Genomic DNA, 14,643 nt, shown 5'->3' with positions numbered 1-14,643 from the left:
ATGGTGACCCTGCTGGATCGATACCTGTTAAGGCAGTTTCTGTTTGCCTACCTGGCAACCTTTGCCAGCCTGGTGATGATGTACATCGTGATCGATGTCTTTACCAAGTTCGAAGAATTTACCGCGCCCGATCCTGTTAAAGTCCTGATGAAAGAACAACGAGCCAATCAGGCATCTACCACGGGGGTTGTCCACAAGAAAGGCAAATCGTCTGTAGAACAAACGCCAATGGAAAAGGTTTCTACCTTTTTCAGAAACGTAGGCGTGTACTATGCTTACCGCGTTCCAGTGTTCTTTCAGCGCGTCAACGGGATCATCATTCTCCTGGCTGGTGCATTTACATTAGGCTGGATGGAGCGGCAGAACGAACTGATGCCCATCCTGGCAGCAGGCGTTCCGCTTCGACGCTTGCTGATACCACTCGCTGCTATCACCAGTTTTTTTCTCGTACTGCAATGGCTGGATACTGAACTGGTCATACCTCACTGCGCGGATAATCTGCTCAGGCAGGCAGAAGACCCGCTGGGCAAGCGTCCATTACTGGTCTCCGGTACATTCGACAATCGACATATCCATATTGAGGCGAAGGTTGCTTATCCCAATCGACAGATGATTCAGTTTGCCCGTGTGACATTTCCCTCAGATATCACAGGTAAAACTCTGCACATCCAGTCGAAGGAGATGTTCTACCATGCAGGTACCCGGCCTGAGGATCATGGCTGGTTCATGAATGGCTCTACTCCCGATGTTCTGCCCATCGCACACCCGGCCATCAGGCAATTAAAACCCGGGCAATTCTTCCTGCATACAGAACTGAGCTACAAGAGACTTGTCAGAAGGCCGAATTGGTATCTGTTTCAATCCACCGCAGATTTGTTTGAAGCACTGGAGACCGAAGAAGGTCTACCCCAGCGTTCTGCGGTCATCGGACTGATGCATCAGCGGCTGGTTGCACCGTTTTATGATCTGCTGTTGTTCCTGTTAGGCCTGCCCATCATCGTGGGACGATCAGAATGGAACATCTTTGTGCGTGTTGCCTGGTGCCTGATGATTTATGGCTTGCTGCAGGGTTTCGGCATGGCGACTTCAGCGCTCATCAAGACTGATGCCATCGACCCGGCACTGGCAGCCTGGCTGCCGTTACTGGTTCTCGGACCGATTGTTCCACCCGTCTTGTCAACCATGCGCACGTAGAAAAAATCTGTTGAAAATCTGTGGCAGGGTCGTAACGGTACTCCGTTTCGACCCTGATGCCGCGACATAAAGTTATTGCAATAATACAGGGTCGAGTGGAGTACCACACGACCCTGCCACAGCTTTCGAGTTGTTCAAAAGCAACTTAGAAAATCCAGGATACGCCCGCAGAGAAACCGCTGATCCAGAGATTGCTCGTCTGGTAGTTGAACAGTGGTCGGACTTCACCGCTGGTTGGTCCAGGGAATTGCGGCAACTGGCTGGCGTTGACGCTGCGATCAATCTGTTGTCCGGGGCGTACCACGTTCGACCAGTACATCATTTCATAACCAGCGAAGACACGAAGATGATCGGTCACTTGCAATCCAAGTTTTAACCCCAGTTCGGGAACATAGCTGAACTGTGATCGGGTATTGGTGCCAATGTTCGATTCCTGTGCGAGCAAGCCTCCTGTCAGCAACCCGGTTGTCTGGCCGTTAGGCGTAGTGACTTGCGTATTGCCACCAATCGTTACCGTTTGCTGGGTGCCACCCAATGCAATGCCGGTACGCATTTCGATGAAGAATCGTCCCATGCGTGCTTCGCTGATCAAGCCGATATTGCCGCCAATAAATGCATTCTGTGTGCTGAAGCGATCCTGCACGAAGAATTGTGTACCCTGAAGCAGTGTAGTATTGGGATCTATCACAAAGTCATTCAATACGTTGATGTTCTCCGTGATGTTCAGCGTTTCATCAAAGCCCAGATATTTCACGCCTGCATAACCATCGATGTTCCAATGGGTTCTTCGGCAAGGTGGAAAGTTATTGCACAGATTGAACCTGAAGTTCAAATCCGCGCCGCGAAGCTTGCTCGTGCGATCGATGTTCACGAAACCACCAAGAGCAGGCCGTAAAGCTGTTCCTAACTGCGAAACCTGTTCCAAATCTTCCGCAGGTACACGCGGTGTGCCATTAAAATTGACGGTGCTCGTATTGAAGAAGGGTCGAGCATAGAAGGTACTGCCATCTGCAGAGCCAGCCTGGTAATGCATGGCCTGGTCTTGTGTGGTAAAGAAGCTGCCGAACATACCCCAAGACTGGCGTCGATTAAACCAGACACCCATGCTGACTCTACCACCGAGCATGGTATCGGTGGGCAGATCGCTTCCGCCATAGACGACGGTTCCATCCAGAATGCTGGTGGTATTCTGTGGGCCGGTAATCACCAGAGCAGGAGCCTTGTCTGGAGTAACCGAAAAGAGGACAAAATCGAGACTGCCATACCAGAGGCCTGGGCTGCCATGAATTGACTGCAGGAAGTATCGATCAGACATGCCCCCGCTGTATTGCATGCCGGGGAACGCACCGCCGTCATAAATCGGTGCACCTTGAAAGATCTGCCCATCGATTGGTCCATTGACCACCACTGGCGGGCCACCTGGTTGCGGCTGACCCTGGGCGAAATCTCCTGAAGGATAGGGCATGCTGCCTGGATAAATGACAGTTCCTGCACCCATCGGAGGTGTCTGGGCAGCAGGCATCAGTTTCATGTTTGGAGGTAAAACCGCATTGGCGGGTGCTGTTGCAATCGGGTATCCCGAAGCAGAAACACGCGGTGGCGGCAGAGTTTCAACGCCATATGATTTCCCTGCTGGCGCCTGAGGAATGGGCAATGCCATGCTGTTGTCACCAGCAAAGCCGGTGCGTTCGATGGCCTGATCCACTTTGGATCGACCCGTGATGGGCCTGCCCAGCAGGGACATCGAAGAGGTAGCTGCCTCTTCATAACGGGCGGTATGGGTGCTGACAGGCTTCCAGTCCTGGGCGACGATGGGTAATGCTCCAAATCCCACAATCGCAAAGCTGCACCACTTGATGTACGACCGTTTCATTGCCATCACTCCAGTATGCGTTGTCCTACGGCGAAGTAGTTGATCCTTCAGAGGGTTGTCTGTTATTTGAAACTGCTACCCAGCAAAAGCCCTTTTCCAATCGCAGCAGAGCTGCTCCCTCCACTGCTCGGTGGTCTGATGGGTGTGCTACCCAGCAACAACCCTTTACCCAGAGATCCACCAGCGGAACTCGGAGGCGTTGGCGTTACGCTGGATGGTGGCTGTACAACAGGTGTGCTTCCCAGCAGAAGTCCTTTGCCAATGGCTCCAGGTGTGCTGCCACCACTGCTAGGTGGTCGAATAGGCGTGCTTCCCAGTAAGACACCTTTGCCGATGCCTGTTGAACCGCCACCCGATGTTGATCCATTGCTGGGCTGCACGGGTGTGGAAGAGGGAATACCTGTTGCTGATTTGGCGTTCAGTCCGAAGTTATAGCTGGTTCCTTGCTGGCTGCCCGAAATCATGATTGAACTGATATCTTTCTTGGTGCCAGCGGTTCCACCCAGGCTGCCTGGAGTCACTTTACCTGAAACGTAGCCAGCAGGCTGTGACATCTGGGCTAGTGAATAATTGCCGGGCCGCAGGTTGCCAAACTGGTAATTGCCCTGGGCATCAGTGGTAGTCAGCAAAGTCAGCTTCTTGCCCAGATCATTGGTGCCAGTCAGTTTGACCTGGACATTGGCAAAGAACTGTTCGGTCGCGTCAATTTGCCCGTTGTTGTTGCTATCGTGGTAGACTTTGCCACTGATGGCAACAGGGCGGTATTCGCCGAAGTTGTTGTTGGAACTGTTGGAAGTGCCTAACACCACACTGATGGAATCGGTCTTTTGCGAATTAGCCACAACGGTGTTCGCCTGAGATTCGCGTCCATCGAGTAGGCCGGCAGGTTGTGATTTCTGCGTCATGGTATATTTACCTGCCTTCAGCGGGCTGGCTGTCAGATAGCGATAAGTAACAGTGATTTCGGCATTACCCAGGCTGGAGATGTTGCTGGCAAGATTGCTGCCACCAGTCACTTGTATATTGGATTGAGCCAGGAAGGAGAGGTTGACAGACTCGTTGCCAATGAAGGCATTTACCGCATTGCCTGTCAATGTCTGGGTTTGAATGCCTGACGCGGACTGATTGCCAAGCGTAATTCCCGATCCACCAGCGTAGTTAATGGATCCATCAAAGGCTGCAAGTGAATGTGCAGTAACAGCGCTGGGGCTGATCTGCAGATTGAGGTTGAATCCTGGTCCATTGAGCAGCATGGTGCCTGCCACGGAGCCTGTGAGAGTAACAGGAGAACTGCTCTTGTTCTCTGCTTTGATGGAGCTGACGATCTGGCCATTCAGCTTGATTTCAACCGATTGTAGTGTTCCCAGCGAAGGATTGAACTGCTGCAGGGCCTGGGCCCGAATGGAATTCATCGAAGTATTGAAGAAATTCAACGTCTGCGATTGCGACTGAATCGCGGAGCCGAGTGAACTGTCTGTACTGAATTGATAATAGCCGTACTGATCGGTTGTTGTGGTGCCAGCTACCTTACCGGATGCGTTTTTCAGTTCGATAATGCTGTTGGCTACTGAGGGTTCGTTTGTATCCCGTATGCCGTTGCCATTGAGATCTTCGAAAACAAATCCACTGATGATATTCCCAGCCAGTAAGCGACGATCCTCCAGACATTCCAATTCTAAAGCGTATGAACGCCTTGGGGGTCGAGTCATTGTTGTCACTCCATGCGACCTGTTGTGCATCCATGCCAGCGCAATCCCGCGCAAGACTCTATGTATTGTGATCGGAGGAATCGTCCTCGAGCATGGCTCAAAAGCATGTACCGCACGACACTTGATCCGCTTCGGACCAGTTATAGTCCCCCCGGACGCTACAAGTGGAAAGCTACTAACCCTACAGGTGTTACAGATGTTACTGAAGTTAAGGCAGTTACCTGAATCGCTGCTTGAATTGAAAAAGCCTCCGAAAGAATCGGAGGCGTGAATCGCATTCGGTTTCTCAATCAGCCAACCACTGCCAGCAGATCATCTTCAGTCATGATCAGGAATTCATCATTGTCAACTCGCACTTCATTGCCTGCCCAGGAGCTGAAGAGCACCTTGTCACCTTCTTTGACAACGAATGGCTGTCGCGTGCCGTTTGGCAGCAGCTTTCCATCGCCTATGCTCAGAACCTTGCCTTGGCGGGGCTTTTCCCGGGCTGAATCGGGAAGGACTATGCCGCCTTTGGATTTTTCCTCTGCCTCCATTCGTTTGACGATGATTTTGTCATTCAAAGGGACAATCTTCATTGATGTGCAACTCCGGGGGGATGTATTCAATCACAGGCTGATAAGGCAGGTGATAACTGTGATTATACAAACCAGCGCTGAAAACTGTTCTATTTCTTACTGCGAGCTGTAAGTCTTTCGCAATGCTCGCTGCAAAGTGAAAACTAACTCATGTCGATTGACAGGTTTATTAACAATGGAATACACCTTAACTTCCATGGCTTTGCGTACCAGTTGATCATCCGAGGAAGCCGTGACGAGAATACAGGGCAATTCTGAAACAATTCGCCTGGCCAGTGTGACGGTTTCCAGACCATTCAAGGTTCGCATATACATGTCGCAGAGAAACAAATGCACTGGCTGTGATTCCAGCAGTTGCAAGGCGGTTTCGCCATCCTCAGCAACCAGGGTAGGGTAACCTATCGGGGAAATAATCTCCCTTAACGATTCCCTGCATAACGGGTCGTCATCTGCAATCAGAATCGAGTAATCCTTACGTTCCAGAACAGCCATCTTGACAGTCTCGAGTGTACCCAAATTATCTGAGCAAATAGAGTGCCTAATCTAACGATTTTACTGACTTCTATATTTTGACATAAATTACTTTGCTTGCAAAACTTCTGCAAGCCGAGTTCACTTTTTCTGTCACGAGTCGAGCCTGTTCCGGTAATGGGTGCACCATAACCCCAACCGGAGCATAAACATGTTATCAACTTCCGCTCGATCCATAGTCACTGCAGCCATGGTTGTTCTCAACGCCCTGGTATCTTCGATTGCAAATGAGCCCGACAAAACGCTGACCATGACACCCGTCGTCATTCGCGATCCCATGGTCAACAACATGGTGGCAGGGAGTATCCTGAAGCCGGAAGGCTGGCAGTTTCAAGGTGGAGTGAAATGGTACCCGAATATGTATCATCAAGCCAATTTTGAAGCCATTATCAGCAAGCCGGGAACCTTCCAGCAACTCGAATTTCTTCCCATCGCCTATGCCTGCCACCTGAAGAATCCTGTCTTCCCCATGCAGCGGCTGAGCAACTACCAGGGCCAGATTGTTCTCGAACCTACTGCACCGGGCAAGTTGATTGAAGAATTCACACTGCCCGGCCATCGCAAGGTGAAACCAGAGTCTATCAGGCATTTTGATATGCCTGAGTTGGCCAGGCTCTGTCAGAAAATGAGTGGCGAAGGCAACTGGAAAGCAACACGAACACGGGTAACTTACCAGTTCCAGGGGCAGTCAGTCGAAGAAGATTTCTATGTTGCCTGCTTCTATCATCCCGAAGTTTCTCTGGGTGTAAACAATGCCTCGATGATCTCCTGGGGTGTCGGGCTGGCATTTTCTATTCGGGCAGAAGCAGGCGAACTGGACGCTGCAACGCCTGCCATACTCGCTTGTGTCCATTCACTGAAAGGCAATGCAGAACACTACAAACAGGTGCTCTATGTAAGAAGCCTGTTTACCAAACGTATGATGCAGAACATTGCCGATGCCGGTACCATCAGCAGGCAGATCAGCGCTAACAATGATCATGCCTTGGCCCTGATGCGTGAAGCACGGGCTTACAAGAACGCTTCGGAAGATCGCATCAGTAAGCAGTTCAGCGACTACATCCGGGGCACACAGGAATATACCAACGCCGGTGTGCACTACAGCTTACCGAGTGGATACAACCAGGCGTGGGTACACTCCAACGGAACGGTGGTTCTGAGCAATGATGCAACATTCGATCCCAATGCCACATTGACTGGAAACTGGAGTGAATTAAAGCAAGTACGGTAATCTGGGATGCAATTTCACATCCAGCTTGGAAATACCAAGTTGGATGTTTTGTTTCAATCGAATGAAAAAGTTTATTTTTGACTTTATTTTGTCAACGTAATGTACTATGATACGCAGAAGCTAAGAGACGTACCCATCCACGTTTCTCCATAGAACAACAGCTAAGGATAGAGGGTTTCAATCATTCAACGGATGATTGAGACTCATCACAACGCACAGGAGTGCATCGATGATGAAGAAATGGGTCGCAGTTGCCGTTCTGGCTTCATGCTTGTTATCCAACCACAGTCAACTATCAGCGCAGAGCACAGTCTACACGTCTTCTGCAACCTTCCTAGCCAATGTTTCACCTGGTTTCTATACCGAAACCTTTACTGGCAACCCTGGAACTTATGATTCCGGAGCAGGGTTTTCAAGCCTTGGCTTTTCGTACATATTTGACGCAGCTGGTGGAATTGAGCCACTATATCGCAGTGGTGCATTCATTGGCAACACTTATTCTCAACAGTCACTCACCATCACATTCACCAGTGGTAATGTGACTGCTCTGGGTGGCAATTTCTTTCTGACTGATGTGACTGATAATCCATTGACTGGCACGGTCACAATAACACTCAGCGACGGTACCGTGGAGAGTTTCACCACGACTAGTGCATCAGATTATCGAGGGTTCACTTCTGATAACGGCACGGTCATTACTTCACTCGTTTTGTCAGCTCCTCTGGCAGCTCAATTCAACAGCATGGATAACTTCACGGTTGGTGTTGCTGTGCCTGAACCAGCCAGTATTGCCATGATTGGATTGGCAATCGCTGGTGTTGGTGGATATGTATACCGCCAACGCAAGAAGAAAGATCAGGTAATCGAAACGGTTGACTGCTAATCTCTGCAATCAACTGTCAGCAATCGAGTCAGCCTGCTTCCAATGAAGCAGGCTGTTTTTGTTTAGTTTCAATCCGCCTGCAGGCCCATCTTGCAGCATCACGCACTCCAGCATCTTCATCCATCATGGCCTTTTTGAGCAATGCATAGGCCTCTGCATTCTGTTCATTTCCGAGTAGCAGACACGCGTTTCTCAATAATCCATTCCGTTTAGCCCGCCAGAGTGCGGTGTGTCTGAATCGTGAACGCCACTGTTCAGCGGAATAGGTGAATAGTTCGAGCAGGTTTATCGTGCCAGATTGCTGCTGCTGATCTGCCAGCAAGGCAGGTTCCTTTCCCGCTGGCGCTTTACGATTCCATGGGCAGACATCCTGGCAGATATCGCAGCCGAACAACCAGTGGTTGATATCCTTCTTTTGCTGATCAGGCACCGCCCCTCTTAGCTCAATGGTCAGATAGCTGATGCACCGCGTGGCATCCAGCTTGCCCGGCTCTGGAAATGCTTGCGTGGGGCAGGCATCCAGGCATGCGGTACAGGTTCCACAATGGCTTGGTACATGCGGCGGGTCATATTCGAGTTCCACATCAGTTAACATTGATGCGATGAAAAAGAAACTGCCAAAGTGCTTGTTGATGAGCATGGTGTTTTTGCCAAACCATCCCAAGCCTGCCATCCTCGCGAAATCACGTTCCAGGAGCGGAGCAGTATCCACTACTCCACGAGTGTTTGCTGCAGGTTGCTGTTCATTCAACCATGCGGACAGGGAATTGAGCTTTTTCCAGAGCAACTCATGATAGTCTGTGTTCAGGGCATAGCTGGCTACTTTTCCATGTAGCGGTGACACTGGCACCTTTCGAAAAGCAGGCTGATGATACGAAATGCCCAGAACAATAATGCTTTTCACGCCAGGGAGTATAGATTCTGGATTCGACCTGGCCTCTTTGTATTTTTCGAGATAGGCCATCTCGCCTGCATAGCCTTGGTCGAGCCAGTCAAGGAAGGATGTGTGTGTTGGCGCTTTTGTGGCGGGTGTGATGCCCACCAGCTCAAACCCAAGCTGATGGGCCTGGCTCTTGATGGCATCACTGAGGGAAGGCATGTTACATCCCTCCGGTCGCTCCAATGATTTCACCGGTAACCCAGCAGGCATCATCAGAAGCCAGGAAACCTACTAGCCCGGCAATATCATCAGGCTGGCCCAGGCGGCGCAGTGGTGTGTGCCGGGCAATCCTGTCAAACATCGGGCCGGGCATGGTGTCGCGAGCCAGTTTGGTCTCGGTTAAACCAGGGGAGACGCTGTTGACGCGGATTTGTTTTGGACCGAGTTCCTTCGCCAGGCACCGGGTCATGGCATCGATGGATGCCTTGGTACAGGTGTAAAGCATCGAGCCGACCAGATTTTCCCGGACGATGGCTGAGCTGATGTTAATCACACTGCCGCCTGCTTTGCCAAAGAAGGGCAGGGCCTGCTGGATAGCCAACATCGGGCCGCGCACATTGATGTTGAAGAAACGGGCAAACTGAGCGACATCAATCTGTTCGAACGGGATCATATCCCCCACTGCGGCATTATTGACGAGGATATCCAACTGAGGCTGGTTCTTCTTGAGCGCAGCAAAGAGCAATTCAATCTGACTGGGAATTTCCATATCGCACCGATACGTGGATGCCTGCACTCCCAGCAGAACCAGTTCGTCGCAGACACGCTCTGCAGCCTCTGCTTCATCCTCGAAGCCATAGGTAAGTACTATATTTGCACCATCTCGAGCCAGTTTACGGCAGACGGCAGCGCCAATGCCACGAGAACCGCCTGTTACCAGCGCAACCTTGCCATTCAGCCGATGATGGGCCATGAATCGTCCTCATGAGGTACTCAAGAGGGTTATACAGGCTAAATGTGCCAGCGGCGAACAGGGCTTTGGTTCTCCACCTTGCCAAGGGGAAGTTAGACGGGGTTGTTCATGCTGTAGCTATAACCACACCCGGCCTCCCCTTGGTAAGGGGAGGAGAAAAACATCGCTTGGTTACTTCAACCAGATTGTCTAGGAAGCAACATTAGTGGGAGGAGTTTCTTCAGTTGCCTGCAGTTTCATGCGGAGCTTTTGACGTGCACGGCTTAGGAGCGGGCCGATGCTGTTCACCGGTATGCCCATGCGACTGCTGATTTCCTCGTAACTCAAACCAACCAGATAATGCAGACGGACCACTTCACGCACATTTTTAGGCAGTGCTGTCAGCAGATCGTGTACCTGTTCCAGCGAATCAGAATCGTGATGATCTTCTTCGGTTTCTTCCATTGCCTGCGCAGAGTTCGGCATCGATTGGAAGATGGCTGAAGTTCCAAATTTACGAGCCAGCAGGTGGATGCAGGATCGTCGGCAAATCACTGTCAAATAGGTAGCTAAACTTGAACGTCCCTGAAACTGTCGCAAGGCGGAATAATTGTTGGCGACCACCTGTAGCAGTACATCGGATGCGAGATCTTCCACATCTTCCGGGCGAAGCGTCAGACCTCGTAGATGTGCAGTGTGATGAATAACTCGGTAGATAAGATTCAGATACGTGTCTACGAAATCGTTCCAGGCGCCCGGCTGGTGCGAAAGACAGCGTTGAATCAGCTTGTTGTCGTCCAATAACGAAGGCACAACCCGGCCCTTGGTTCTGCCAACCTACACCCCTGTGCTGGCAGAATGACACATGCAGGACGTTCCATCACTCTATTTTACGCTGTACCAGTTGCCTTTGTGGGGAAAAAGTGTGTGCCAGCAGGTTGTATGGCGGGTCAAGAGGGTAGGATTACGCCAACAAATCGTTTTCTACCTGTTTCGCAAGCAACTGTTTCATTCTGTAGGATAAATGCATCACGCGAAGATAACTCATTACGGTGTTTTCATGAATTTGACCGCTGGCAAGCCATACTATCAGAAAGTTTCCTATCGCTTGCTGAAAGGGTTGTTCAAGGACCTCAATATTAAAGTGGGAACCAGGCAGATCAAGGTGCCCCTGGTTGATATTGCCGGGCTACATCTGCTGCACTGGACGGAGAACTGGAAAACTCAGTTGATGTCGCATGCATTGAACCAGCGCGTAGGTGCTGTGCTCGATATTGGCGTAAACGTGGGACAGACCTTGCTTGATTACCTCAGCGTTCAAAAGCCGGCTGCACGCTATTTTGGATTCGAGCCAAATGCCTATGCCGTGGCTTATGTGATGCAATTGATCAGGATGAACCAGTTATCAGATATCCACCTGGTGCCCATTGGTTTATCGAATAGTGCAGGCGTGGTTTCCCTCAGCATGGAAACATCATCATCGGTCTTTGCATCGGATGCCAGCATCACCGAATATCAAAGGCCTGACAGACAATTGACCCACATGTATATCCCCTGTTTCAGGTTCGATGACATCAGGCAGTCGGTGGGTATCCCACAGGTCGCGTTCGTCAAAATTGATGTGGAGGGCGCTGAGCTTGAGGTATTGCAGGGCATGACCGAAGTGCTGAAGAACGACAGGCCTCTCATCACCTGCGAGGTGCTGCATCGCGATCCGAAGTATCCGATAGATGCCTACCAGAAGACAATCAACGCCATGCAGCAACTGCTGGTCAGTCATAGTTACCATTTGTTGCATGTCGTGAAAACCGGAGAACAGTTTCAGTTGAAACGTGTTGAGAATTTTTCTGATAAAATTTTGAAAGTCCCCGATGTCTACACAGAGTGTGATTATCTGTTCGTGCCAGCCGATCACGACTGGAAATTGCAGCAATGGCTGATGCAATAGAAACAGACACCTGCATGAGGAGCCTGTTGAAACGTATTGAGTTGTGGCAGGGTTATGCATGACCCTGCGAGATCGCGAAGTTGTTGCATATCCAGCAGGGTCATTCGGAGTACCGAATAACCCTGCCACAGATTATCGAAATTTTATTGCAATCAATTACTGCCTGGTGTTTTCAGACAGGCTTTTTCCCAGTTCAGGGTTATACGAAGTGATTTCCTTGAGGTACTCTATCCAGGATCTTACATCCTGCGATTTCTCTTCCATGCCTACAAAGTTCCTGAACGATGTTCCATCAATCATCAGTTGTCGCATCATGGATGGCCTGATGACTTCGTTGTGAAACGCTTCCAGATCCAGTGGATTGGAAGTCTTAGGCTCGGATCGCGAGGAAAGATAAATAAGGTAATAAACTGATTTGGAACGATCAGGAATGACAACCGTATCACCCTTGTTCTTGAGCTTGTCCAGGCACTGCGTGACAAAGTCAGCAGGCTCGTTGTCAACAGCCTTGGGGATAGGGCAGGCATTGTAAGTGGGTATGTCTGTTGTCGACTTGAGTTCAGGTTCACTGTATCGCGCGATGACCTGACCCGGAGCATAACCTTTCATGTCAATGAGTTTGCGATAATTATCGGGGCCTGCCTGTACATCCTTGATGATTCGTTGCGCTTCTTCCTGCGCCAGGGCACGGGCCTGTTCCATTTTCCAGGCCTTCAGGACATCTGCTTCGGCTTCCTTGAAAGTGGGTGTACGCGGGTCGCTTGCTTCTGCTACCCAATGCAAGGCAATTTCCTTGTTCTTGCGTGATGAATCATACAGGCTGGAATTGGTAGCTTCAAATAACTTGGGCTTGTCTCCACCAATCTCATTCTTGGCCAGCAGATAACGAACCGTATCTTCCAGTTGTCGGGGCGTTGCCCGGTCGTTGGGATCGTAATAGAGGGGCTTGATGAAGGTATTGAGTAGGCGTTCGTTCGGCTCATTCAGTAGATTGTTTTTGGAACGCAGGTCTTTTGTCTCGTAGTAGCTCAGTCCACGGCCCGTGGTGAATTTGGTCAAATATTCCTGCAGGGTCTGCTTGGGTTCATCTTTATAAAGCGGAGGCGTTGCACTGGTTGGCAGCTTACGCAGCACCTTGCTGCGCCATTCAGAATATTTCTTGCCATATTCGGTCAGGGTTTCCGTGATCGTGGTGAGATCATTGTTCAGATACTCCTTGCTCTTGGTTTCGTAGCGTTGTTCCTTGAGTACGGGAACTACCACATCAAAGGGAACAAACGAATCTTTATGGCCACGTCGCATGGTCAGTGCTGGTTGAAGCATACCGGGCAGTGATGTTGCGCCAGCAATGGTTTCTACAGCACGAATGATTTCATTCGTTTGCTGTGGCACGGCTTCGCCGATGAGTTGCAAGGAGAAGATATCGCCAGGAGAAAAGGTTCCCAGCTTGGTAGCAGCCAGGGCGAAGTTGCCGAGAATGCCAGCCAGGTGGGCATGATCTTGCTGAGCATGCCAGGTGTAAACGCGTACCCAGGGGCTTCCGGGCTGCTTGGTCAGTGCGAATTCGATGTATGGCTGTAGCGTGCGATACTGGGTCATCTTCTTGGCTTCATAGGCCTGTGACAGTTCTGCCAGTGCATTGAACGGTGCAAGGCGATCCCATTCATCCACCACCTTGTAGTAGTGCTTTTGAGCAGGCTGGTCTTTCTTCATATCAGCCATCACAAATCCGATGCGGTACATCGGTGGGATTTTGAAACCGGGAGTATCCTTCTCCGGCCCTGGATAATCCTTCTTGTACTTTTCGAAGTACTCCATCAGAGTTGCTTCGCTCGGTGCTGCAATGCGTGAAAGAAAATCTTCCACTTTGATGGGAAGGATGCCAGTGCTGAGCGAGGTTTTCACTGCAACAAAGCTGGACCATAAATCAGCAGGAGTTAGCTTGGCGGGCTTGGAACGATCGGGGAAAGGCATTCCTGCACGAGCGTAAGCGATTTCTGCAATCACACGTGAAATATCTTCGCCGGCAATCTGCTTAGCAATGCCGACTTTGACTTCATCTGCCAGTACCGAAAAGACGTTATCCACTTTACCCATATCCGAAGGGCCACGCGTGCGGGCAAGATTTCTGACGGTCGTATTGATTTCATCAACAGTCACTTTTCCCATGCCGAGCTTGAGCAGATCGTCTCTGATCGAGGAGTTGGTGATGGAGATGCCCAGTTCCTGCGCTTTGTTACGCATGACGATAAATTCAGCCAAAGATTCGGGTGTTTCGGGCTGATTCAACATGTTGAAAACAGAAAGCGAAGGTCGTACCTGGCTGAGAATACTGTTGTCGCGTGCCGTCATGGCTTCGCGAATGGTGCTGTCCTTGCCCATCATCTCGAGCAGTTTCTGCTGTTTCTTGTTGTTATCGTTGATTTCTGCATCGGAGAAACCCAAGTCCTTCAGGTATCGCTCTTCGCCATTAGCATAAACAGTACCCATGATCTGCAGAGCAAACTGGCGGCGCTGTTGCAATGCTGTCAACTGATCCTGATTGTAATTGGTGCCTGCCACACGAAAGACGGTATCATCTTGCTTGCCACCAAGCTTTTCCTTGAACCAGTTAATGATTCCGCCACGTTGGCCGCCATTGCCCATGGCCGGTACATCAGTACTGAGAACAAAGATGAACATCACGCCGATGGTCAGGATGGCGAGCATCATCTTCTGATTCTTGCGAATATAGTTCATGGCCTTCGTCGCCATATTTCAGCACCTTGCATGAGAAACCAGGTATCCAGGAGCAGTGTCCTTCACTGCCTGGGCCTACCCGCAATCAATTTAAGGAAAATTCCCCAAGTGTATGAATTGTAGGG

The 14,643-nt window shown here is 50.4% G+C and carries 12 protein-coding genes; 4 read left to right on the top strand and 8 right to left on the bottom strand.

From position 1 onward, the window contains the following. Entirely contained in the window at nt 1-1,194 is a 1,194-nt protein-coding gene (locus JNJ77_19365) for an LptF/LptG family permease (GenBank protein MBL8824754.1), read from the top strand. A 145-nt stretch (nt 1,195-1,339) separates the two neighbouring features. Here the strand turns inward: JNJ77_19365 and JNJ77_19360 are convergent, their stop codons facing one another. The 4 genes from JNJ77_19360 to JNJ77_19345 all read right to left on the bottom strand — a co-directional run bounded on the left by JNJ77_19360 (nt 1,340) and on the right by JNJ77_19345 (nt 5,846). Continuing rightward, nucleotides 1,340-3,067, bottom strand: coding sequence for a BBP7 family outer membrane beta-barrel protein (locus JNJ77_19360; GenBank protein MBL8824753.1), 1,728 nt, complete (start codon nt 3,065-3,067; stop codon nt 1,340-1,342). A gap of 62 nt (nt 3,068-3,129) precedes the next feature. After that, a complete protein-coding gene (locus JNJ77_19355) occupies nt 3,130-4,776 on the bottom strand; it encodes a choice-of-anchor E domain-containing protein (protein ID MBL8824752.1) in 1,647 nt (548 codons plus the stop codon). A gap of 290 nt (nt 4,777-5,066) precedes the next feature. Next, nucleotides 5,067-5,354, bottom strand: a complete 288-nt coding sequence (locus JNJ77_19350) for a co-chaperone GroES (GenBank protein ID MBL8824751.1) — start codon at nt 5,352-5,354, stop codon at nt 5,067-5,069. A gap of 96 nt (nt 5,355-5,450) precedes the next feature. Then, nucleotides 5,451-5,846, bottom strand: coding sequence for a response regulator (locus JNJ77_19345; protein MBL8824750.1), 396 nt, complete (start codon nt 5,844-5,846; stop codon nt 5,451-5,453). A gap of 190 nt (nt 5,847-6,036) precedes the next feature. Here JNJ77_19345 and JNJ77_19340 point away from each other — a divergent pair, with 190 nt between their 5' ends. Beyond that, nucleotides 6,037-7,116, top strand: a complete 1,080-nt coding sequence (locus tag JNJ77_19340; protein ID MBL8824749.1) for a hypothetical protein — start codon at nt 6,037-6,039, stop codon at nt 7,114-7,116. Nucleotides 7,117-7,345: 229 nt separating this feature from the next. Next, the gene (locus tag JNJ77_19335; GenBank protein MBL8824748.1) at nt 7,346-7,999 is read left to right on the top strand and encodes a PEP-CTERM sorting domain-containing protein; all 654 of its coding nucleotides are present in this window, start codon (nt 7,346-7,348) and stop codon (nt 7,997-7,999) included. 28 nt (nt 8,000-8,027) lie between these two features. On the opposite strand, the gene queG is transcribed toward JNJ77_19335, so the two are convergent. The 3 genes from queG to JNJ77_19320 form a co-directional block, all read right to left on the bottom strand. Next, complete coding sequence (gene queG / locus JNJ77_19330; GenBank protein MBL8824747.1) at nt 8,028-9,098, bottom strand: tRNA epoxyqueuosine(34) reductase QueG; 1,071 nt, start codon at nt 9,096-9,098, stop codon at nt 8,028-8,030. A gap of 1 nt (nt 9,099) precedes the next feature. Next, on the bottom strand, nt 9,100-9,852 hold the full coding sequence (locus tag JNJ77_19325) for an SDR family oxidoreductase (GenBank protein MBL8824746.1): 753 nt from the start codon (nt 9,850-9,852) through the stop codon (nt 9,100-9,102). A gap of 189 nt (nt 9,853-10,041) precedes the next feature. Next, nucleotides 10,042-10,644: a sigma-70 family RNA polymerase sigma factor gene (locus JNJ77_19320; GenBank protein ID MBL8824745.1), complete on the bottom strand. Its 603-nt coding sequence runs from the start codon at nt 10,642-10,644 to the stop codon at nt 10,042-10,044. 247 nt (nt 10,645-10,891) lie between these two features. On the opposite strand from JNJ77_19320, the gene JNJ77_19315 reads away from it, so the two are divergent. Further along, nucleotides 10,892-11,779, top strand: coding sequence for an FkbM family methyltransferase (locus tag JNJ77_19315; GenBank protein MBL8824744.1), 888 nt, complete (start codon nt 10,892-10,894; stop codon nt 11,777-11,779). A gap of 156 nt (nt 11,780-11,935) precedes the next feature. Here JNJ77_19315 and JNJ77_19310 read toward each other — a convergent pair whose 3' ends face one another. Further along, nucleotides 11,936-14,533 carry a hypothetical protein gene (locus JNJ77_19310; GenBank protein ID MBL8824743.1) on the bottom strand — a complete coding sequence of 866 codons (2,598 nt, stop codon included), beginning with the start codon at nt 14,531-14,533 and terminating at the stop codon, nt 11,936-11,938. Between the last annotated feature and the right edge of the window lie 110 nt (nt 14,534-14,643).

Source organism: Planctomycetia bacterium, assembly GCA_016795155.1.
GTDB lineage: Bacteria > Planctomycetota > Planctomycetia > Gemmatales > HRBIN36 > JAEUIE01.
The sequence above is the reverse complement of the archived record's forward strand: the minus strand, read 5'-3'. Positions and strand labels throughout refer to the sequence as shown.

Excerpts from the sequence above, each read along its gene's own strand:
- JNJ77_19350 (MBL8824751.1), bottom strand. The coding sequence starts at position 5,354 with ATGAAGATTGTCCCTTTGAATGACAAAATCATCGTCAAACGAATGGAG.
- JNJ77_19365 (MBL8824754.1), top strand. The coding sequence starts at position 1 with ATGGTGACCCTGCTGGATCGATACCTGTTAAGGCAGTTTCTGTTTGCC.
- JNJ77_19325 (MBL8824746.1), bottom strand. The coding sequence starts at position 9,852 with ATGGCCCATCATCGGCTGAATGGCAAGGTTGCGCTGGTAACAGGCGGT.
- JNJ77_19310 (MBL8824743.1), bottom strand. The coding sequence starts at position 14,533 with ATGGCGACGAAGGCCATGAACTATATTCGCAAGAATCAGAAGATGATG.
- JNJ77_19360 (MBL8824753.1), bottom strand. The coding sequence starts at position 3,067 with ATGAAACGGTCGTACATCAAGTGGTGCAGCTTTGCGATTGTGGGATTT.
- JNJ77_19345 (MBL8824750.1), bottom strand. The coding sequence starts at position 5,846 with ATGGCTGTTCTGGAACGTAAGGATTACTCGATTCTGATTGCAGATGAC.
- JNJ77_19335 (MBL8824748.1), top strand. The coding sequence starts at position 7,346 with ATGATGAAGAAATGGGTCGCAGTTGCCGTTCTGGCTTCATGCTTGTTA.
- JNJ77_19355 (MBL8824752.1), bottom strand. The coding sequence starts at position 4,776 with ATGACTCGACCCCCAAGGCGTTCATACGCTTTAGAATTGGAATGTCTG.
- queG (MBL8824747.1), bottom strand. The coding sequence starts at position 9,098 with ATGCCTTCCCTCAGTGATGCCATCAAGAGCCAGGCCCATCAGCTTGGG.
- JNJ77_19315 (MBL8824744.1), top strand. The coding sequence starts at position 10,892 with ATGAATTTGACCGCTGGCAAGCCATACTATCAGAAAGTTTCCTATCGC.
- JNJ77_19340 (MBL8824749.1), top strand. The coding sequence starts at position 6,037 with ATGTTATCAACTTCCGCTCGATCCATAGTCACTGCAGCCATGGTTGTT.